Raw genomic sequence first — 18607 nt, 5'->3', positions numbered from 1 at the left:
AATGAATAGAAAATTGAGAAGAAAAGTTAGAGGAATGAACAGATCTATTCTTCTCTTCTTTATTACATCGGGGACGTGGAGGGTTACGAATGCCCAACATTCAGAGGCTATCTGACAATCCCATTTCTGGGCAAAAACAGGTAAAAAATAAGGAACTAAGGCCTTTAAATTAAAAAAAATTTATTCTTACCAATAGTAATTGTCGGGTCGCCTGTTTAGGGTGAGGCGGTCGCACACAATTTGATTACTTTTTTATTATTTTTTATACATACTTTTTGATTATTTAGTAATGTTTATGTAATATTAAATTTTGTATATTTAGTATTAATGCATACTTAATTTATTTTTGGTATGTATTTTTGTGAACTTAATTCATGTTTGTATGTATTACTGGATTTCATATTATTCTATGGTTCCAGGGTCATGAAGCTTCATGTTGCGGATTTGACATTTAACATTTGGAGATTTATATGAATCAATTGAAAATGCTGAATTCTATGCGCTTTGGATCACTTGCTTTATTTCCGCTGATCCTGTCTTTTTTGGCGGGGAATAATGGCTTGAAGTCCAATGTTTTTGCTGCTCCCGAAAGGGAACTGTATGGATTTTGATGAAAAGGATACATAAGAAGGGCGTATTATATGAGTGAATGTTTCCAAAGTCTGGATGTCCTGAGAAGGATGGGGTATGATGATGTCGAAGGGTTCTCAGAGGGCCGGAAGGTTATCATTCTCATCTTCCTGTTCGCTATTCTCTTTCTTGCCGCCGCCGTCGCCATGGTGATGGGTGCCTACAAAATCTCAATAGCTGATGTGTATTTGACTCTTCTTGCTCACTTTACCCCGTTCTACGAAGTCTCTGATATCAGCAACCTGCATAATACCATTATCTGGAATATCCGGTTTCCCCGGATCATTCTTGCAGTCTGTGTAGGTGTAGCCCTTGCTATTGCCGGTGCCGTGTACCAGGGCGTATTCAGAAATCCGCTGGTTGAGCCGTATATTCTTGGGGCATCGTCTGGTGCAGCTTTCGGTGCAGCTCTGGGCATTGTATTCCCTACAATTTTCCTCTCTATCCAGATCCCTGCGTTTATTTTCGGTTCACTGGCTGTGGCGGCCGCATACATGCTCGCCCGTGTCCGGGGCGAGACACCTGTCGTGACGCTGATTCTTGCAGGCGTGATCATCGGTTCGATCTTTTCGGCATTCGTCTCGATTCTGAAGTATACTGCCACGGACACTGCACTGCGGGAGATCGTCTTCTGGCTGATGGGGGGATTTTACTATGCAACCTGGAAGGACGTCATCACCATCGGGCCGGTTGTTCTCATCTCCTTCTTCGTCCTTTGGGGGCTTGGGTGGAAGTTGAATATCCTCTCGATGGGCGACGAGGAGGCGAGGGGGCTCGGGGTAAATCCGGAGAAGTACAAACTCATTGTTATTTCGCTTGCCACTCTGATCACAGCTTTTGCCGTCTCGCTGGTCGGCATCATCGCCTGGGTCGGCCTGATGATGCCCCATGCCGCGAGAATGATACTCGGACCCGACAACCGGTTTGTTATCCCTTCTGCCGCCATGATGGGTGCGCTCTATCTGATTGTCTGTGACACCCTTGCGCGGACGCTCACGACCTCCGAGATACCGGTCGGTATTATCACCTCAATTCTCGGTGCGCCCTACCTCTGCTACCTGCTCCGCCATAAGGGCAGGGTGATCTTCGGGTGATAATGATGCTCAAAGTGCGTAATATCCATTTCAATTACGGCCCGACCCCGGTGCTCAGAGACATTTCCTTTGACGTCGATGAAGGAACTCTCTGCGGACTGTTCGGGCCAAATGGCTCGGGAAAGACGACCCTTTTCAAGTGCTGTCTGAAGTTCTTAAAGGCTCACAGGGGGTCGGTAAGGATGAATGGGACGGATGTATCTGGTCTCAGAATCGAGGATATGGCTAAACTGGTCTCCTACGTCCCGCAGGAGCATAAACCGCCGTTTCCCTATCTGGTTCGTGAAGTTGTCCTTATGGGGAGAACGCCCCATCTCGGAGGATTCTTCGGTGTCAGCCGAAAGGACAAGAAGATTGCCCTCGATGCGCTGGAGATGGTCGGTATCACGGAACTTGCCGACCGCCCTTACAGCCAGCTTTCTGGAGGGCAGCGGCAGATGGTTCTGATGGCGCGGGCTATAGCCCAGGAGACTCCTCTGATGTTCCTCGACGAACCCACATCTGCCCTCGATTTCTCTAACCAGATCCGGATATGGAAGATCATGCAGATGATTGCCGAGGATGGGGTGACCATTCTTGCCTGCAGCCATGATCCGAACCATGTTGCCTGGTTCTGCGACAAAGTCGTTGTAATGAACGGGAACGGCATCACTGCTGAGGGTTCACCATCGGAGGTCATCTCCGAGGAGACTCTCGGGGAGATCTATGCAGATATCTGTTCGGTCAGGACGGTGGATGGCGTCAGGATGGTCATGCCTAAATGGGTCATGGAAAAAACATACGGATACATCGACAATCCTGCACCTGAGGCCGGAGCGTTAGCCGGGATGGTGAAGGCCTATGATTGATTGGATGGGAACTGACTGGAATGCTGTTTGGAGGGAGCGCTACGAGGAGAATATACGATGCCGCGGAAGCGGTGAATGTGCTTCGATTTGGGAATCCCTGGAGAAAGCACGCAGCTTCCTTAATCAATCGAGGGAAAACCCCGACAGGATCCGCCACGTGATCGGCGGCCTGCCGGTCGGGCCCGAATCACGGGTTCTTGACATCGGGGCCGGGCCGGGAACCCTTTCGGTTCCGCTGGCAGGGGTCGCTGCCCACGTCACCGCCGTAGAACCGGCGGCTGGAATGGCAGAGGTGATGGCCGAGTATGCTGAAGAAGAGGGGGTGTCGAACCTTAAGATTGTGCGGAAACGCTGGGAAGAGATCGATCCGGCCACGGACCTTGACGGGCAGTATGACATTGTAGTTGCGTCGTATTCGCTCGGGATGCCGGATGTCAGAGCTGCGGTCAAGACTATGTGTGAAGTTTCCTCACGATGTGTGTATCTCTTCTGGTTTGCCGGTACAACAAACTGGGAGCAGGCGATGGTCGACCTCTGGCCGAAGCTGCACGGAAAGGAGTACAGGAGGGGGCCGAAGGCAGATGTCCTTTTCAACGTCCTTTATTCTATGGGGATCTACCCCAACGTCGAGACCTCAAGAATGGAACATGTCCGCAGATTCCCTGACCTTGAAGCAGCAGTTGCCGAGTTCGGGGAGCAGTACGGGGTAAACAATACTGAGCAGGAAGCCCTCTTGCGTGAGTATCTCGGTGGAGTCCTCTCCGAAAACGGTGACGATTTTCTGCTCTCGGGGATGACTACTCGGGTTAAGCTCTGGTGGGAGGTGGACGCATGGCGGTAAGGAGTATCTTCTCCAGACTGGCTCCCAGCCTTCTGCCGATATCTCTGCAGTTCATCTGTGCGGGACGTGTCAGTACTGAGTGCAGTAAAGCTTCTGCATGAAAGGAAAACTACTGGTTTTGAGGGTTAAAATGATGAATAAATCATTTGTTGTTAGTATTTTTATCCTTGTGGTATTCTGCATGTTGCTGTCTACAGGATGTATCGGTTTAACGAGTGAATCGGAGGCCGACACAAAGGCGCCTGCGGAAGAGTTCCGTACCGTTGTGGACAGCCGCGGAGTCTCCGTTCAGGTCCCGGCGAAGATCGAACGTGTTGTCACTGTCTCTGACGCTCTTGTTGAAGGGACGATGTTTGCGCTTGGGGTTGAAGATAAGATCGTCGGGATCGGTTCTTCATGCATCCCGATGGATTTTGAATATTCGTACCCGCTTGACGACGGAAGCTTTGTGAACGGCACGGGTGGCCGTGATGTTGTGAAAGTTCTTGCTCCCCGCGTAGCGGAACAGCCGGCGGTTATCAAATCCGGCACGGCAATGAACTATGAAACTCTCGCCACCCTTGACCCGGATGTTGTCATTCTCCGGATCGGATGCTGTGCCATCCAGAATAAGGTCGATGAAAACACGATCCAGACTATCGAAACAATCGAGTCGCTTGGGTTCCCTGTCGTTGTCCTCTACAGCCCGAACTGCTACGAACAGCCGAAGCCTGCAACTATCTCCGAGGAGATAGAAATCCTCGGCAGGGTTTTTGATAAAGAGGAGGATGCAAAGCGTATCGGAAGCTATCTGGAGTCGCAGGTAGCACTTGTTGAAGAGCGGACACGGGATATCCCCGAATCGGAAAAGTCTACGGTCATGAGTTTCGGCCTTTCACCAATTGAGCGCAAGAATGGTGCCGCAGGAAATGCTCATGGCCTGAAGACCACGGAAGGCTACATTATCGAGAACATCGCCCATGCAAAGAATGCCTTCCGCGGCGATGGCAGGATGCCCGTAAGTACCGAACAGGTCCTTGCAATGGACTCCGATGTTATCGTCCTTTGCACTTCACGCGGTTATCACACACCTGGAGAGCTGTATGATGCGACGTACTACGCACCCCTGCGTGAACTCTCCGCCGTCAGGAACCGTCGGGTATATTCTCTTCCCTGGTCTCCCTGCAACTGTGCAATGCGGCTTGAGCACCCTATCGACGTGATGGTCATTGCAAAGGCGGCTTATCCTGAGAGGTTTGCTGACATCGATCTTGGAGAATGGCTGCTGGACTTCTACAAGAACGTCTACGGCGTGGACGAAGACACTGCAAAAGCTCTCAGGTCGGCGCAGTGGATGGACTGGTGCGTGGAGAGCGGAGAATGAAACAGTCATATATCGTGGCGCTAGCTTTTACGGCACTGATACTGGTGACGGCATTCGCCGGCTGCACCGGTAAGGGAACAGAGGTGGCAGATGCGACAGCGCCAGGGGACGGATATCGGACTGTCGTCGATTCCCGCGGAGTTGCAGTCGAGATTCCCAGGAATGTAACAAGGGTTGCTACAGTCTCCGACGGTCTCATCGAAGGGACGATGTATGCACTTGGTGTTGAAGACACTCTTGTCGGTATCGGCTCATCGGCTTTACAGAGTGAATGGACGTATTCCTACCCAATTGATGACGGAGGCTTTGTAAACGGTTCCGGAGGGCATCATGTAGTAAAGGAGCTTGTGAAAGATATCGGTGATCTCCCCTTTTTTGTGCAGTACGGAACAGCAATGAATTATGAAACACTTTCGTCATTAAATCCTGATGTCGTTATAATTAGACTTGGAAGCTGTACTTTTTGGGAAGATACCGAAAATGCCCAAAAGACGATTGATATGATCGAATCTCTGGATATACCGCTTGTTGTTCTGTACAGCCCCAATTGCTATAATGACCCGTCTCTTTCCCAGATATCTAACGAGATCGAAATAATCGGGGACGTATTCGGTAAAAGGGAAGAAGCCGCTGAAATTGCGTCATATCTTGAATCCCAGGTTGCACTCGTGGAGGAACGTACATCAGACATCCCCGAAGAGGAAAAACCATCTGTTCTTATGTTCGGCCTTTCACCCGCCCACCGGGCAGAGGGGGGTGCGGGAGTAGTACAGGGTCTCGGAACAACGGAATCCTATATGATAGAAGATGTTGTCAATGCTAAAAATGCCTACCAGGTTGATGTGGGTACGTTCCAGATTGTCAATACCGAACAGGTTCTTGCACTTGAACCCGATGTCATCGTTCTCTGTACGGCATGGGGATATCACCCTCCCGGGGAACTAACCGAAGCAACATATTACGGACCTCTCAGGGAGCTTTCAGCAGTTAAGAATGGGCGTGTTATGTCTCTTCCATGGACGCCCTGCAACTGTGCAAAGAGGCTGGAATATCCGATAGATGTGATGGTAATCGCAAAAGCTGCTTACCCTGAAAGATTTGAGGATATAAACCTTGACGACTGGCTCCTTGAATTTTACCATAATGTCTACGGTGTCGACCGTGGCACAGCTGAGAAACTGCGAACAGCACAATGGATGGACTGGTGTGTGGAGGAATAAAATTGGATCACAGGCTGGATACTCAGATTAATCCCGCAGAAATTGACTGGAACAAAATCTGGAATAAGGTGAACGGTGCGAACATTAAATGCGGAGCATATGGGGAATGTGCCTCAATATGGAAAAGTAAAGAGCATGCGAGGGCATTTTTAAAAAATTCAATGGAAAATCCCGGGAGAGTACATCATATTATTGAGAGTCTCCCTCTCTCCCCTGACTACAAGGTACTTGATATCGGTTCGGGGCCTGGGACAGTTGCAGTACCTATCGCAGGCCGTGTAGACCATGTAACAGCAATAGAACCCTCGCCTGGAATGGCGGATGTTATGGAGGAATATGCTGCAGAAAGCGGTGTTAAAAATCTCAGAATCGTTAATAAACGCTGGGAAGAAATCGATTTATCTGCCGACCTTGAAGGTTCCTATGACCTTGTTGTAGCATCATATTCACTCGGAATGCAGGATTTGAGTGAATCGATAAAGATGATGTGCGAAGTTTCCTCAAAATGGATCTATTTATTCTGGATCTCGGGAATGCCCTCATGGGAAAAAGGACTCGTCGATCTCTGGCCAAAACTTCATGGAGAGGATTTTAATTGTAGCCCACAGGCCGACATCATTTACAATATACTCTATTCAATGGGAATTTATCCGAATATGAAGGCATCCAGGTTGCAACATCAAAACAGATTCCCTGATCTTGATTTTGCGGTATCCCAATACAGTTCAGTCTATAATATTCAGGATAGCAAGCAGGAGGAAATTCTCAGGGGATATCTCAATAAAAACCTCATCAAAACAGAAGATGGTTACGAGTTGCCAGAAACCAACATGTGTACCGCTATCTGGTGGGATGTAGGGTAATAAGATGACCCGGGCAGAGTATTGCAAGGTATTTGACTGGACGGAAGAGAAAGGATTCTGACAGAGAATGAATGAATGAATGAATGAATGAATGAATGAATGAATGAATTTATGAGGGATGTGAACATGCCAGCGAAAAAAACAGCATATTGTACAATATGTATTGCTGCCGTCCTCCTGCTTGTCCTCTGTGCAGGCTGCATGGGTCAGTCGGCAGGAGGGGCAGACAAGAAGCATGGAGACGGGTGCCGGACGGTTGTCGACTCACGCGGAGTCGCGGTACAGGTGCCTGGAAATATCGAACGTGTTGTCACCGTCTCGGACGGGCTCATCGAAGGCGTGATGACCGTTCTTGGAGAGCAGGAGAAAATCGTCGGTGTCGGTTCGTCATGCATACAGAGAAACTTCAATTATACCTACCAGACTGTCGGCGGTGAAACCTACGAGTACAAAGACGGGATGAACCCGGTCACGTACCTGAACCCCGGGATCATGGGCCTGCCGCGGGTCGGGGAATCAAGTGCGGGCATCAATTACGAAACACTGGCCGGGCTGGAACCCGATGTTGTCATCCTGAGAGTGGGGTCATGTACACTCCGCTCGATGGAGGATGAAGGGGTGCAGAAAACCATACAGACAATCGAATCTCTTGGCATCCCGGTCGTCGTGCTCAAGGCGCACCCTTGTTATGAAGAACCCGGCCTTTCGACGGTGTCCGATGAGATCAGGATCGTCGGTGATGTGTTCGGAAAGGAAGATAAAGCAGGTGAACTTGCGGATTATCTTGAATCCCAGACGCAGCTGGTCTTTGAACGGACAAAGGATATCCCCGAAGGGGACAAACCTTCTGTCCTGGTTTTCGGCGCGTCGCCGCGTTCCCGAAAAGAGGGAGGAGCCGGAAACGTGAAAGGTACCGATACAATTGAGTCGTACTTTATCGAGGAGATAGCCCATGCGAAGAACGCCTACAGGGAACCGGGAAACTCTGTCCTTATCTCTGCAGAGCAGCTTCTCGCCCTGGACCCGGATGTGATCATACTCGGCACCTCTTCGGGGTATCATCCTCCTGAAGAACTCTACTCGGCACCCTACTACCAGAATGTTGCAGAGCTTTCAGCCGTTAGAAACCGGCGCATCTCGTCGTTCCCCTGGGAACCATGCAACTGCGCCAAACGTCTCGAATACCCTATCGACGTGATGGTGATCGCAAAGGCGGCGTACCCCGACAGGTTCAGCGACATAGAACTTGACGAATGGCTGCTGGACTTCTATATGAATGTTTATGGAGTAGACGACGCCACGGCAAGGCAACTCAGATCGGCTCAGTGGATGGACTGGTGTATCTATACATGTCCGACTTGCGGGTGATAAAAATGAAAACAATCTCTACTCTTTTTCAGGCGCCTCCCGAATCCTCAGGGAAACTCCATGAACTGGCTCAATCCGTAGAGACTTTCCAGTTGCTGACATCCGCACTTCAGGTTGGGTTCTTCGACTCACTTGAGATTCCCAAACCTGCAGATGCGCTTTCGGAAGAACTCGGGCTTAATCGCACTCTCACGAAAAAGTGCTGTGATGCACTGGCAGGGTCCGGGTTCCTCAAGCGTATCGGGGAAACATATGCTTTATCCACTCTTTCAGAGACATATCTTCTGAAAAGGTCACCCTATTATCAGGGGGATCTTATCAGCCTGTTGAAAAAGACCCGAATCGGCAGGTGGGAAAGACTCTCGGAAGCACTCAGAGACGGGCCGATTGGGTCTGGACAGGCTAGGATGGCTGTATTTGACGAAAGGTTCATTCATGCGATGGCGCAGGGAGCGATAAGGGGGGACCTGCAGCAGACCGTCGAAATTCTGGGAAGGCAAAAGGAGTTCATGGATGCCCGTATGCTGCTCGACCTTGGCGGGGGTCATGCTCTTTACTCAATCGCGTTTACGGGGCTGAATCCCGACCTGAAAGCCTGTGTCTTCGATCTGCCCCCGGTTATTGAGAAGGTAACAAAAAAGAAGATTGCGCTCTACCAGGCTGACCGGATAACTGCAGTTCCAGGGGACTTCACACAGGACGATCTTTCCGGGAGATTCGATGTTGTATTTGCATCCGATGTCCTGTACCTATCACGGGATTCTCTTGTCCCTCTTCTGGGCCGGATACGTAAATGCCTCAAAGAGGACGGGTTCCTCATCTCCAAACACTGGCACATTAATGACCCTGTAAAAAACAGCACTGCGGTGTATTTCGACCTTATGTTTTCTATTACCGAAGAAGCCGAACGCCTGTATTCTACAAGGGATTTTTCAGACATTCTTGAGTCAAGCGGTTTTTCTGTTGAAGAAGTACACGACCTGAACTCACCCTCCTCATCACAGATAATTATTGCAAGGAAGGTGAAGCCATGATTATTTCACGGTTTGACGAACTTAAGGAATTTCAGACCTCCGAAGGAACCACGAAACCGCTTTTCGTATCCGAAGAGTTGAAGGTTATTCACCTGAAGATTCCTGCAGGGCTGAAAGTCAGGCCCCATTCCCATCCAAATCCCGGCAACCTCCTTCTGCTGAAAGGCTCTGTAAGGCTGAATGCGGAAAAAACAGTTCTTTTGCAGGCAGGAGACATGGCCCATATTCCCGCAGACTACACAGTAGGTCTGGAGAGCGAAGCAGAAGCCGAGGCTCTTCTCATTTCCTCCCCTTCAGGCTATCGCAGCATCAACAAGCTTTACAGGAAGCTTGAGGAGTTCAGTACATGACGCTTGAGGAGTTCAGTACATGACGCTTGAGAGGGGTGCTTGTGCATACTGCCTTCGATCCGACTTAGCCACCCGATAACTGGCTGGCCCCTTCTTGCAAGGAACGTATAGTCGGATTAAAAACGGGTATTTTTACCTGTATTCAAAGTAAAAAAATATGTGAGTTTCCAATGAAATCGAGATCAAACCTGTGTGGTGAATCAATTATGATCAAAAGAAGTCTTGTATTCTGGTGCGCAGTCATGGGGGTTTTCTGCATGCTGCTGTCTGCAGGATGTGTCGGTTTAACTGGCGAATCGGGAGCTGACACGGCGTCTCCGGCGGAAGAATACCGCACCGTTGTGGACAGTCGCGGTGTAGAAGTCAAAGTTCCCGTGGAGATTGAACGGGTCGTGACTGTCAACGACGGCTTCATAGAGGGTGTGCTCACCAGGCTCGGGGAGGTGGATAAGGTGGTCGGAATGGGGGGACAGTGTTGCCAGAAGGTCTATACTTATTCTTTTGAGGACCTGTCCGGGAATAATTACTCGTATACCGACGGGATGAACCCCGTGCTCTATCTTAACCCGGGATTGCAGGATCTTCCGCTCGTGACAGAGGGGAACACGGGTATCAACTATGAAACGCTTGCCGGGCTGAATCCCGACCTGGTCATCATCCGGCTCGGAGCATCCTCCTTCAGGGCGGGTAGTGAAGAGAACATTGAAAAGACGATTGAGACAATTGACTCTCTTGGGATTCCCCTGATCATCCTGAAAGGGCCTCCGTATCAGGAAAAGCCTGATGTGAACCAGATCGCAGAGGAGATCCGGATTATCGGGCAGGTGTTCGGGAAAGAAAAGGAGGCTCTCGATCTCGCGGCGTACCTTGACGACAGCATTGCAATGATACAGGAGAGGACACAGGGAATACCCGAAGACCAGAAGCCACGTGTCATGCAGTTCGGGCTCTCGCCGCGTGCCCGGGATGGTGGTGGAGCCGGGATGGCATGGGGCCTTGATACCATAGAATCTTTCTTTATCGAGGATCTTGCGAACGCTAAAAACGCCTACCATGGAACAGGTGCCTTTGTGACGATCAGCACAGAGCAGATCCTTGCACTTAACCCGGATGTTATCGTATTGCCTACCGCGCAGGGCTACCATCCGGCAAGTGAACTTTATACCGCTCCCTATTATCAGAACCTCCAGGAACTTGATGCTGTAAAGAACAGGCGGGTCTACGCGCTTCCCTGGACGCCTTACAACTGGGCGAAGCGGCTTGAGTATCCAGTAGAGGCAATGATAATTGCAAAGGCGGCATATCCCGACCGCTTCAGTGACATCAAGGTACATGAATGGGTGCTTGAGTTCTACCAGAACGTCTACGGCGTTGATCCTGATACGGCGAAGGCTCTCCGATCGGCTCAGTGGCTCGACTGGATGGAGGAAGAAGGGTTCTAAAGGTACCCTATCGACTTGATGGTCCTCTCCAGGGCTGCGTATCCGGAAAGGTTCAGCGGTATAAAGCTTGATGAGTGGTTTCTGGACTTCTGCATAAATGTCTATGGAGTTGACGAGGCTCTGCGAAGCGGTTCCTGTAGGCTCGGTGGATGGACTGGTGTGTTGAATGATGGTTTTGTGGAGGCTTCCTGCCTCTTTTTTATTGGGGGAGATTGCAGGTGAGGATACAGGATCGGAGAAGACCTTTCAGGCACCGAGAGCAAAGGAGAAATGGGGTTTTTAAATTTCAATTTTTTAGCTGTCCAGTCTTCTCTACTTTATTCCTTTATCCGGTTTCTCTACTTTATTCCATCACCCATTTCCTGATTTCTTCAGTCCCCGGCACCTTTCCTGCAAGCTTCACTTCTCCATCAATAACAAGCGCAGGGGTGACCATTACTCCATAGTTCAGGATCGTTTCAAAATCCTCAATTTTAACAACTTCGGCTTCGACACCTGTTTCTTTGAGGACTTTTTCAACGGTTTCTTTCGTTTTCTTGCACTTTGGACATCCGGTTCCGAGTATTTCGATTCTCATTTTTATCACCAGTTTTTTTCTTTTTTAGTATGTTTTAAATTTTCAACAAGGTTCATAGCAGAGGTTCACAGCAGTATGTTAAACAGGTAACCTGTGAATATGATCGACAATGCAACGATCGAAACAAAGACCGCAATCAACTCGTTTTTCAGCACCTTTTTAAGGATAACCATCTCAGGGAAGGAAACAGCTGTGACCGACATCAGGAAAGCCAGGGAAGTCCCGATGGGCAGCCCTTTCCCGATCAGGCTCTCAACGATTGGGATCATACCCATGACATTCGAGTACAGGGGAACCCCAAGGATTACCGCTATCGGGACAGCAAACAGGTTGCCCTCTCCTGCGTATTTTGCAAGGATGCCTTCCGGCGCATAGCCGTGGAAAATCCCGCCGATGCTGACCCCTACGATCACATAGATCCAGATCTTGCCAACGATCTCCTTTACACCTTCAAAGGCGGCCCCTGCCCTTTCTTTCACGCTCAGGTTTTCCGGCTCGGAGGCTGCGTTTCCTACTTTTATTTTGTAAACAAATTCCTCAACGTACTTTTCCAGTTTAAGGACGCCAATCAGGTAGCCTCCGAAGACTCCGAGCACGACGCCCGAAACCACGTAGATCGCAGTTGCCTTGAAGCCGAGGGTTGCCCAGAGCACGGCGACTGCCGCTTCGTTTACCAGGGGGGAGGTAATCAGGAAGGAAAAGGTCACTCCCAGGGGGACTCCGGCTTCCACGAACCCTATGAAGAGGGGCACTGAAGAGCATGAACAGAAAGGTGAGACCGTGCCTATCAGGGAAGCCACCAGGTGGTAGCGGAGCCCTTTCTTGCCCCCGAGCACTTTTCTGGTTTTTTCAGGGGTGATGTAGGTCCTGATGTAGGAAATGGCAAAAATCATCACCGAAAGCAGAAAAAAGATCTTCAGCACGTCGTAGATGATGAAGTTCACACTGGCTGCAAGATGGGTTTCCGGATTTATTCCGATTACATCATAGGTAAGTTTGTCCGCAATCCATTGAAAGGGGTAGAAGATGTCGGTCATTTTGGGTTCCTTCTTTTCTCATGGTGCTGTTTATGGAATGTATCATTACTACTTCATATCAATATATGTTGATATAATTGTGATTTGATATATACCTTACGCATCGAATAAAACCCTTTTATAGGATAAGGAGAGATCAAACTTTTAACAAAACCTTCCTGGAACATTCAGGGAACTATTCTGGAGCATGTCCATGGTAAAATGCGCTATCTGCAAAAAAGAAGAAAACTCGCTGCTCAGGGTAAAACACAAGGAATTTGGAATAGTAAAACTCTGCTTTGAATGCTGGGCGATAGAATACGGTAATCAGAACCTTCTCCATTCATGTGCTGGAGGCTGTGACTGCTGCCGGTATTAAACTCAGCCGGAATGAGGTTAGAAAGCGGTTTGGATGTGGTTGAGAAGTAGCTGGAACGTGGTTGAACACTGCTAGAATACGGCTTGAAAGTGGCTGGAGTTTAGTCGAAACGCCCCCGTAATGCCGCTGTAAAAAGAACTTATTCTTCAAGGACTTCCAATACCTTCCGGACTTTTTCGTTATCTATGGAATAAAGCCTCATCTTCCCATCTTTTCTGACCTTGATAATCCCCCAGTTCTGCAGTTTTGCCAGGTGCATGGAGGTGTTAGACTGGGTCTTGTCTATGAGGTCCGGAATCTCGCAGGCGCATCGCTCTCCGTCGAGCAGGACTTTTATGATTTTGTATCTTGTTTCTTCGCTTAGGGCTTTGAAAAGCTGCACATTCTCCTCATCAATCATATAATGATCTATTGATATACCTGGATATATATAGTTTTCTCAAGTGTATGATGATTATTGCTCCTTAATTAATCGGTTGATGCTGTTCCAATTTTTTTGAAAATAGGGCTTTGTAGAAACCGATCTAAATCAAACCGTACAGGGTAGCTTTAATTCCTCTGTTTGGCTATTCTCGATAACCTTTTTTCGATTTGCTTTATAGGTGCCGGCGCTCTCACCGGTCAGCTTGCTGACCGGCCTTTTCCAGAAAATACATTAAAATGAATAAAAATAGTAAGTAGGTAAGTGCCCAAAAATATATGTGGATAATGACAAAAATTAGAATATTGACGTGAAGTGAGTTGAATAAAAGTAAAAACCAATATTGGAGTTCTTCTTCTTGTTCTTCTAACTTCTTTTCCTATTTTCTTATCCTAAATTCTCTTTCTTGCCTTTTTCTTTTCTTTTCTTTTCTTTTCTTTTCTTTTCTTTTCTTTTCTTTTTATTCTGTCTACTCTTTATTTTGGAAAGGCCGTCCGCCTTCGGCGGCCGGGGACAAGAACGACAGGATGAACAATTACGGTTGTATGGGGTATAATTAAGGATTCGGAATAAGACGTTCCTCGTTTTTGTTCGAAAATATCTGCCGGATATTCATGACGGTCTGATGATTAATCCGTTCGAAAAGGCGTTTTTCGGAACATCCGGGTAAAAAGGTTTTGAAGTGAAAAAATAAGGAGGGATAGTTAAAAAAAGAAAATAAGGTCACTCCGACTGGAGTATCTCCTTTACCTTTTTCAGAGCTTCCTTTACTTCTTCATCCTTGAGGTCCAGGTCCTTGTTCTTTTTGATCCCTAAGTCGGAGATCACGATGTGCCTGTCAGGGGTGAAACCGGCAAGTTCAAGGGTCTCTTTCGTGCAGCTTAAGGGGCAGCCGTCGATGGCTATGAGCCTCTCGGAACCTTCGGCCGATTTCAGGAGCCCCTTGATCCTGCCGCCGATCCCGACGGTGCACATCATTTTCCCGACTTCCTGTTTCGTGAGTTCGATTGCGATTTTGTTTGCTATCTGGCCGACGTTTGACGCCCCGCTGCAGGCAAAGATACCTACGTTTGCTGATCCACATGAACATTTTGCTTCTTCTGCCATTGTTTTTACACTCCTTTTTTGGCGGGTTTGGTTGTCCGCATTTATTATATTTCGTACGAAGTAAATCTTCTCTGTCTTCTTATTCGGTAATCCACTTCTTGATGTCGTCAAGGCTGGGGACTTTGCCTGCCACCTTGACATCCCCGTCAATTACAAGACCGGGAGTGATCATGACTCCGTAATTAAGGATCTCGTCAAAGTCTTCTACCTTTACAACTTCTGCGTCCACGCCCGTTTCCTTTACTGCTTTTTCTGCAAGTTCTTTCAGTTTCTTGCACTTTGCACATCCTGTTCCCAGTACTTCGATTTTCATGTTTTCACCTATGATCTTTATGTTACATCTTTATTTTTTATTAAGTATTTCAATCAAATTTGAAATACCTTCCGCGTTGCTCATGCCACCAGGCTTCCATAGATCAGGCCTGAAAAGGTTGCGATCAACACCACCAGGGAGATGTAGAGTGCCGCACGCTTCGGCTTCATTATCCTGTTGATCACGATCATGTTCGGAAGGCTGAGAGCCGGGCCTGCAAGGAGCATTGCCAGGGAAGGGCCTTCCCCCATACCGAGCAGGGTCAGGGCCTTGATGATCGGGACTTCGGTAAGGGTTGAGAAGTACATCAGGGCTGCCGATATTGAGGCAAGGAAGTTTGAACCGGGAGAGTTTCCTCCGACAAGGGATGCAACAAATTCCTTTGGCAGGACTTCAACGCCTATCCCTGCAAAGAAAACCCCTATAATGAGCAGGGGGGTGATCTGCTTTATCAGGAACCAGGTTTCTCCCATCCAGCTTGCCCGCTCTTCGGGGCTGAACCATTTAAAGGAAAAGTATGCCGTAACCGCGATCAGGGGGATCCAGATCAATATGATCAGCGGGACCCATCCAAGGACTTTTGCCGAGAAGGGGACAAGTTCGGGAGCAACAAGGATTGCGAGCAGCAGTATGAAGAGCTGGACGGTGTGTTTGTGTTCGTCTCCTCCGAAGGTCTTGATGGATTTTCTTTCCCCGTCTTTCTTCTCGAAGACAAACGCCATGATAAGTCCTATGAGCACGGACATCAAAATGGCGGTAAATGCCCTTGCAGCTCCCAGGTCGTAACCCAGAATCTTGGCCGTGTATACGATCGCAAGGATGTTGATAGCCGGTGCCGAGAAGAGGAAGGTGCTTGCAGGCCCGATTCCGGCTCCCCGTTTGTAAATCCCTGCAAAAAGGGGGAGCACCGTACAGCTGCAGACCGCGAGCAGACAGCCGGAAACTGCAGCCACCGTATAAGATACGTACTTTGGGGCATCCGCTCCGAAGAACTTCAGTACCGATTCCTTGGAAAAAAGGGAGGCAATCGCACCTGCCAGGAAAAAGGCAGGCACAAGGCACATCAGGACGTGCAGCGCCAGGTATTCCTGCACCGACTGCAAACCGATCCCTAATAGATATATGAGGTAATCCAGCGTCATTTTTTCAGATCCCGAATTATTATTTCAAATTATTTTGAAATAGCCTGCTACCCTATTTAAAATTTCCGATTTCAAATTATATTGAAATAACTTTAAGGATAAGATTTGATTTCGCACATTTTTACTTTTCGAATTCTTCGTGCGCCCTTTTTGTTATTCCTTTTATCTTCTCTCCGACAAGGGATGTCTTTTCACAATTGGAACCTGCTTTTGGGCTGCAATTTATGAGCACGTCCATCATTCTATCGGCTGCTTTGTAATTTCCAAAATCTTCAAGTTTTTCAATTACTTCGGCTAAACGTCCATTAAATTTCCTGCATTTTTCATAATCGCAGGTTGCCCGATCATGCAGTTCGCATAGTTCTTCCAAATCTTTCAGGAATTCATGCTGGAGATTTTTTTCGGTCATATAGGAGGTCCTGTTAATCAAAAGGTTTGAGATATCATTAAGACATTTCAAATAAGTATCTGATATTCAATATGTGTATTTATAATGTTACGACTTTAAAATGTTACGACTTTAAAATGTTACGACTTTAAAATGTTGCGACTTTTAAATGTTACGACTTTAATTTTTTGGTGGTTTAAGGATCTGTATACCCTCTGCTATTTCAAATTATCTTGAAGTCGGTCTTTTGGAGAACTAACTACATATTGCCTAGCCTTATGTCCTCCAGTTTCAATTTATTTTGGAATTACTGTATATAATAGGAATTATGTCAGTTGCGGAAATGAGCAAATCGGACCTGAAAGCTAAAAAGGAAGCTAAAAAGGCTGAAAAGAATACAAAAAAAGCTAAATACGAAATATTTTTGGGTCCCGGTTTCCCCGGAACCCTTCTCATATATCCTGCGCAGGATTTCTTTCACTCAGATAAAACCGATGTCGTAGGCTGTTTCCCCGTGGATTGCGAGGTCCAGCCCTGCCTCCTCTTCTTCCTCGGAGACCTTGACAGGGGTTATCGCGTTGATAAGGACCAGCATGATATAGGTGAAGACGAAGCCGTAGATTGAGGCCCCTGTGACTGCTGCAAGTTGTTTTATAAAAAAGGCTCCTCCTCCGTAGAGCAGCCCGTCCGCTCCCATGGGGTTTACGGCTGTTGAGGCAAAGACCCCTAAAAGGATGGAGCCGAGCACTCCACCCATGCCGTGCACTCCCCAGACGTCCAGGGCATCATCCCATCCCATCCGGTTTTTAAGGTGGACCGCAGAGTAGCAGACTATACTTCCGAGGATGCCCATGAAGGCTGCCACGGGCATGGAAATCAGGCCTGCGGCCGGGGTGACGGTGGCAAGTCCCGCAACGGCTCCGGTCATGAAACCCACGAACTTGGGCTTTCTCTCATTATACCATTCAATGCTCAGCCAGGTGATTGCCGCAAAAGACGCCGCAATGTCGGTATTCAGGAAGGCAAGGGCCGTAATCCCGTCCGCGTTGAGTTCGCTCCCGGCGTTAAACCCGTACCATCCGAACCAGAGGAGTGCCGTCCCTATGGCCATTAAGGGGATACTATTGGGCTTATGGTCCTTGAATTTCCTTGAACCTACGAAGGAAACGGCTGCCAGGGCAGCAAAGCCTGCGGTCGCATGCACCACGATTCCTCCCGCAAAGTCCAGGACTCCCCACTCGGCCAGCAGGCCCCCGCCCCATACCATGTGGACAAAGGGATAATAGACAAAAAGCTGCCAGAGTACCAGGAAAATCATGTATGCCTTGAAGGTGACCCTGTTTACAAAAGCCCCCGTTATCAGGGCCGGGGTGATGATTGCAAACATCATCTGGTAAGCCACGAAAACGATTTCCGGAAACCTCCCGTCCCCAAAGGCACTTGTCGGGGTAATTCCGTGCAGGAAGGCCTTGTCCAGGTTGCCTATGATGGCTCCCTCTCCCCCGCTGAAACAGAGGGAGTAGCCGACTATAAACCACAAAATAGTCGTAACTCCCAGAGAGACAAAACTCTGCATCATTATACCAAGAATATTGCGCTTGCAGGCAAGCCCCCCATAGAAGAAGGCCAGGCCCGGAGTCATAAGCATCACCAGGCTTGTCGCAAGCAGCATAAAACCAGTTGAACCAGTATCAAACATCTTATCATCCCTTTTTTATATGATAACTAGGAAACCAAAAGTTTCCTTCCTCTTTCCTAGTTTTTATTATTTATCTTTATCGAAAAACGTAGCCTGAATTTGATCTTAATGGGAAACTATAAATTATATTAAGCGAGAAATAGGTTTCCTTTTGGTGGTCACAATGAAGTATATAGTAGCAATGATTAGGCCTGAAAGGCTTTCAGCAGTCAAGCACGAGCTTCAGAAAATTGAAGTAAACCGCCTGACAGTATCATCCGCTTCGGGATATGGTGCACAAAGAGGGCATCTGGAAATCTACAGGGCAATGGAGTCGGAAGTAACCCTTCTCGAGAAAACAAGGCTTGAAATCGCAGTAAACGCTGAATTCCTGGAACAAACGATTGAAGCGATAAAGAGGGGTGCAAAGGGCAACGACGGGCATGTCGGAAGCGGCAAGATTTTCGTTTTGCCTCTTGAAAACGTCATAAGGATCCGCACGGACGAAAGCGGGCCTGTTGCTATTTAAGGTG

At 48.3% G+C, this 18607-nt stretch carries 20 protein-coding genes; 12 read left to right on the top strand and 8 right to left on the bottom strand.

The annotated features are described in order from the left end of the window. Nucleotides 1-641: 641 nt before the first annotated feature. From ACSAZK_RS06625 to ACSAZK_RS06575, 11 genes are all read left to right on the top strand, one after another. Nucleotides 642-1724, top strand: a complete 1083-nt coding sequence (locus ACSAZK_RS06625) for a FecCD family ABC transporter permease (protein ID WP_440956579.1) — start codon at nt 642-644, stop codon at nt 1722-1724. Nucleotides 1725-1726: 2 nt separating this feature from the next. Beyond that, complete coding sequence (locus tag ACSAZK_RS06620) at nt 1727-2572, top strand: ABC transporter ATP-binding protein (protein ID WP_440956578.1); 846 nt, start codon at nt 1727-1729, stop codon at nt 2570-2572. Then, nucleotides 2565-3413, top strand: coding sequence for a class I SAM-dependent methyltransferase (locus ACSAZK_RS06615; protein WP_440956577.1), 849 nt, complete (start codon nt 2565-2567; stop codon nt 3411-3413). The genes ACSAZK_RS06620 and ACSAZK_RS06615 overlap by 8 nt, the downstream gene beginning before the upstream one ends. A 181-nt stretch (nt 3414-3594) precedes the next feature. Beyond that, nucleotides 3595-4776, top strand: coding sequence for an ABC transporter substrate-binding protein (locus ACSAZK_RS06610; RefSeq protein ID WP_440956576.1), 1182 nt, complete (start codon nt 3595-3597; stop codon nt 4774-4776). Beyond that, nucleotides 4773-5996 (top strand): ABC transporter substrate-binding protein, encoded by a 1224-nt coding sequence (locus ACSAZK_RS06605; protein WP_440956575.1) that lies wholly within the window; start codon nt 4773-4775, stop codon nt 5994-5996. Before ACSAZK_RS06610 ends, ACSAZK_RS06605 begins: the two co-directional genes overlap by 4 nt. Before the next feature lie 2 nt (nt 5997-5998). Then, nucleotides 5999-6859, top strand: a complete 861-nt coding sequence (locus tag ACSAZK_RS06600) for a methyltransferase domain-containing protein (protein ID WP_440956574.1) — start codon at nt 5999-6001, stop codon at nt 6857-6859. Nucleotides 6860-6985: 126 nt separating this feature from the next. Next, nucleotides 6986-8227 carry an ABC transporter substrate-binding protein gene (locus tag ACSAZK_RS06595; RefSeq protein WP_440956573.1) on the top strand — a complete coding sequence of 414 codons (1242 nt, stop codon included), beginning with the start codon at nt 6986-6988 and terminating at the stop codon, nt 8225-8227. A 5-nt stretch (nt 8228-8232) separates the two neighbouring features. Next, nucleotides 8233-9261: a methyltransferase gene (locus ACSAZK_RS06590; protein WP_440956572.1), complete on the top strand. Its 1029-nt coding sequence runs from the start codon at nt 8233-8235 to the stop codon at nt 9259-9261. Next, the gene (locus ACSAZK_RS06585) at nt 9258-9611 is read left to right on the top strand and encodes a cupin domain-containing protein (protein WP_440956571.1); all 354 of its coding nucleotides are present in this window, start codon (nt 9258-9260) and stop codon (nt 9609-9611) included. The genes ACSAZK_RS06590 and ACSAZK_RS06585 overlap by 4 nt, the downstream gene beginning before the upstream one ends. Before the next feature lie 206 nt (nt 9612-9817). Beyond that, nucleotides 9818-11053: an iron ABC transporter substrate-binding protein gene (locus ACSAZK_RS06580; protein WP_440956570.1), complete on the top strand. Its 1236-nt coding sequence runs from the start codon at nt 9818-9820 to the stop codon at nt 11051-11053. 15 nt (nt 11054-11068) lie between these two features. After that, on the top strand, nt 11069-11275 hold the full coding sequence (locus ACSAZK_RS06575; protein ID WP_440956569.1) for a hypothetical protein: 207 nt from the start codon (nt 11069-11071) through the stop codon (nt 11273-11275). 121 nt (nt 11276-11396) lie between these two features. On the opposite strand, the gene ACSAZK_RS06570 is transcribed toward ACSAZK_RS06575, so the two are convergent. The 8 genes from ACSAZK_RS06570 to ACSAZK_RS06535 all read right to left on the bottom strand — a co-directional run bounded on the left by ACSAZK_RS06570 (nt 11397) and on the right by ACSAZK_RS06535 (nt 18095). After that, on the bottom strand, nt 11397-11630 hold the full coding sequence (locus ACSAZK_RS06570) for a thioredoxin family protein (protein ID WP_440956568.1): 234 nt from the start codon (nt 11628-11630) through the stop codon (nt 11397-11399). 65 nt (nt 11631-11695) lie between these two features. After that, the gene (locus ACSAZK_RS06565; protein WP_440956567.1) at nt 11696-12667 is read right to left on the bottom strand and encodes a permease; all 972 of its coding nucleotides are present in this window, start codon (nt 12665-12667) and stop codon (nt 11696-11698) included. A 497-nt stretch (nt 12668-13164) separates the two neighbouring features. Further along, complete coding sequence (locus ACSAZK_RS06560) at nt 13165-13425, bottom strand: ArsR/SmtB family transcription factor (protein ID WP_440956566.1); 261 nt, start codon at nt 13423-13425, stop codon at nt 13165-13167. Nucleotides 13426-14169: 744 nt separating this feature from the next. After that, complete coding sequence (locus ACSAZK_RS06555; protein ID WP_440956565.1) at nt 14170-14553, bottom strand: putative zinc-binding protein; 384 nt, start codon at nt 14551-14553, stop codon at nt 14170-14172. 79 nt (nt 14554-14632) lie between these two features. Continuing rightward, entirely contained in the window at nt 14633-14866 is a 234-nt protein-coding gene (locus ACSAZK_RS06550; protein ID WP_440956564.1) for a thioredoxin family protein, read from the bottom strand. 80 nt (nt 14867-14946) lie between these two features. Further along, a complete protein-coding gene (locus ACSAZK_RS06545; RefSeq protein ID WP_440956563.1) occupies nt 14947-16008 on the bottom strand; it encodes a permease in 1062 nt (353 codons plus the stop codon). 121 nt (nt 16009-16129) lie between these two features. Further along, on the bottom strand, nt 16130-16417 hold the full coding sequence (locus ACSAZK_RS06540; RefSeq protein WP_440956562.1) for a hypothetical protein: 288 nt from the start codon (nt 16415-16417) through the stop codon (nt 16130-16132). Nucleotides 16418-16877: 460 nt separating this feature from the next. Next, a complete protein-coding gene (locus ACSAZK_RS06535; protein ID WP_440956561.1) occupies nt 16878-18095 on the bottom strand; it encodes an ammonium transporter in 1218 nt (405 codons plus the stop codon). A gap of 163 nt (nt 18096-18258) precedes the next feature. Between ACSAZK_RS06535 and ACSAZK_RS06530 the strand changes: the two genes are divergently transcribed. Then, complete coding sequence (locus ACSAZK_RS06530) at nt 18259-18603, top strand: P-II family nitrogen regulator (protein ID WP_440956560.1); 345 nt, start codon at nt 18259-18261, stop codon at nt 18601-18603. The last annotated feature ends 4 nt before the right edge of the window (nt 18604-18607 follow it).

This window comes from Methanosarcina sediminis (assembly GCF_052056915.1).
Taxonomy (GTDB): Archaea; Halobacteriota; Methanosarcinia; order Methanosarcinales; family Methanosarcinaceae; genus MTP4.
The sequence above is the reverse complement of the archived record's forward strand: the minus strand, read 5'-3'. Positions and strand labels throughout refer to the sequence as shown.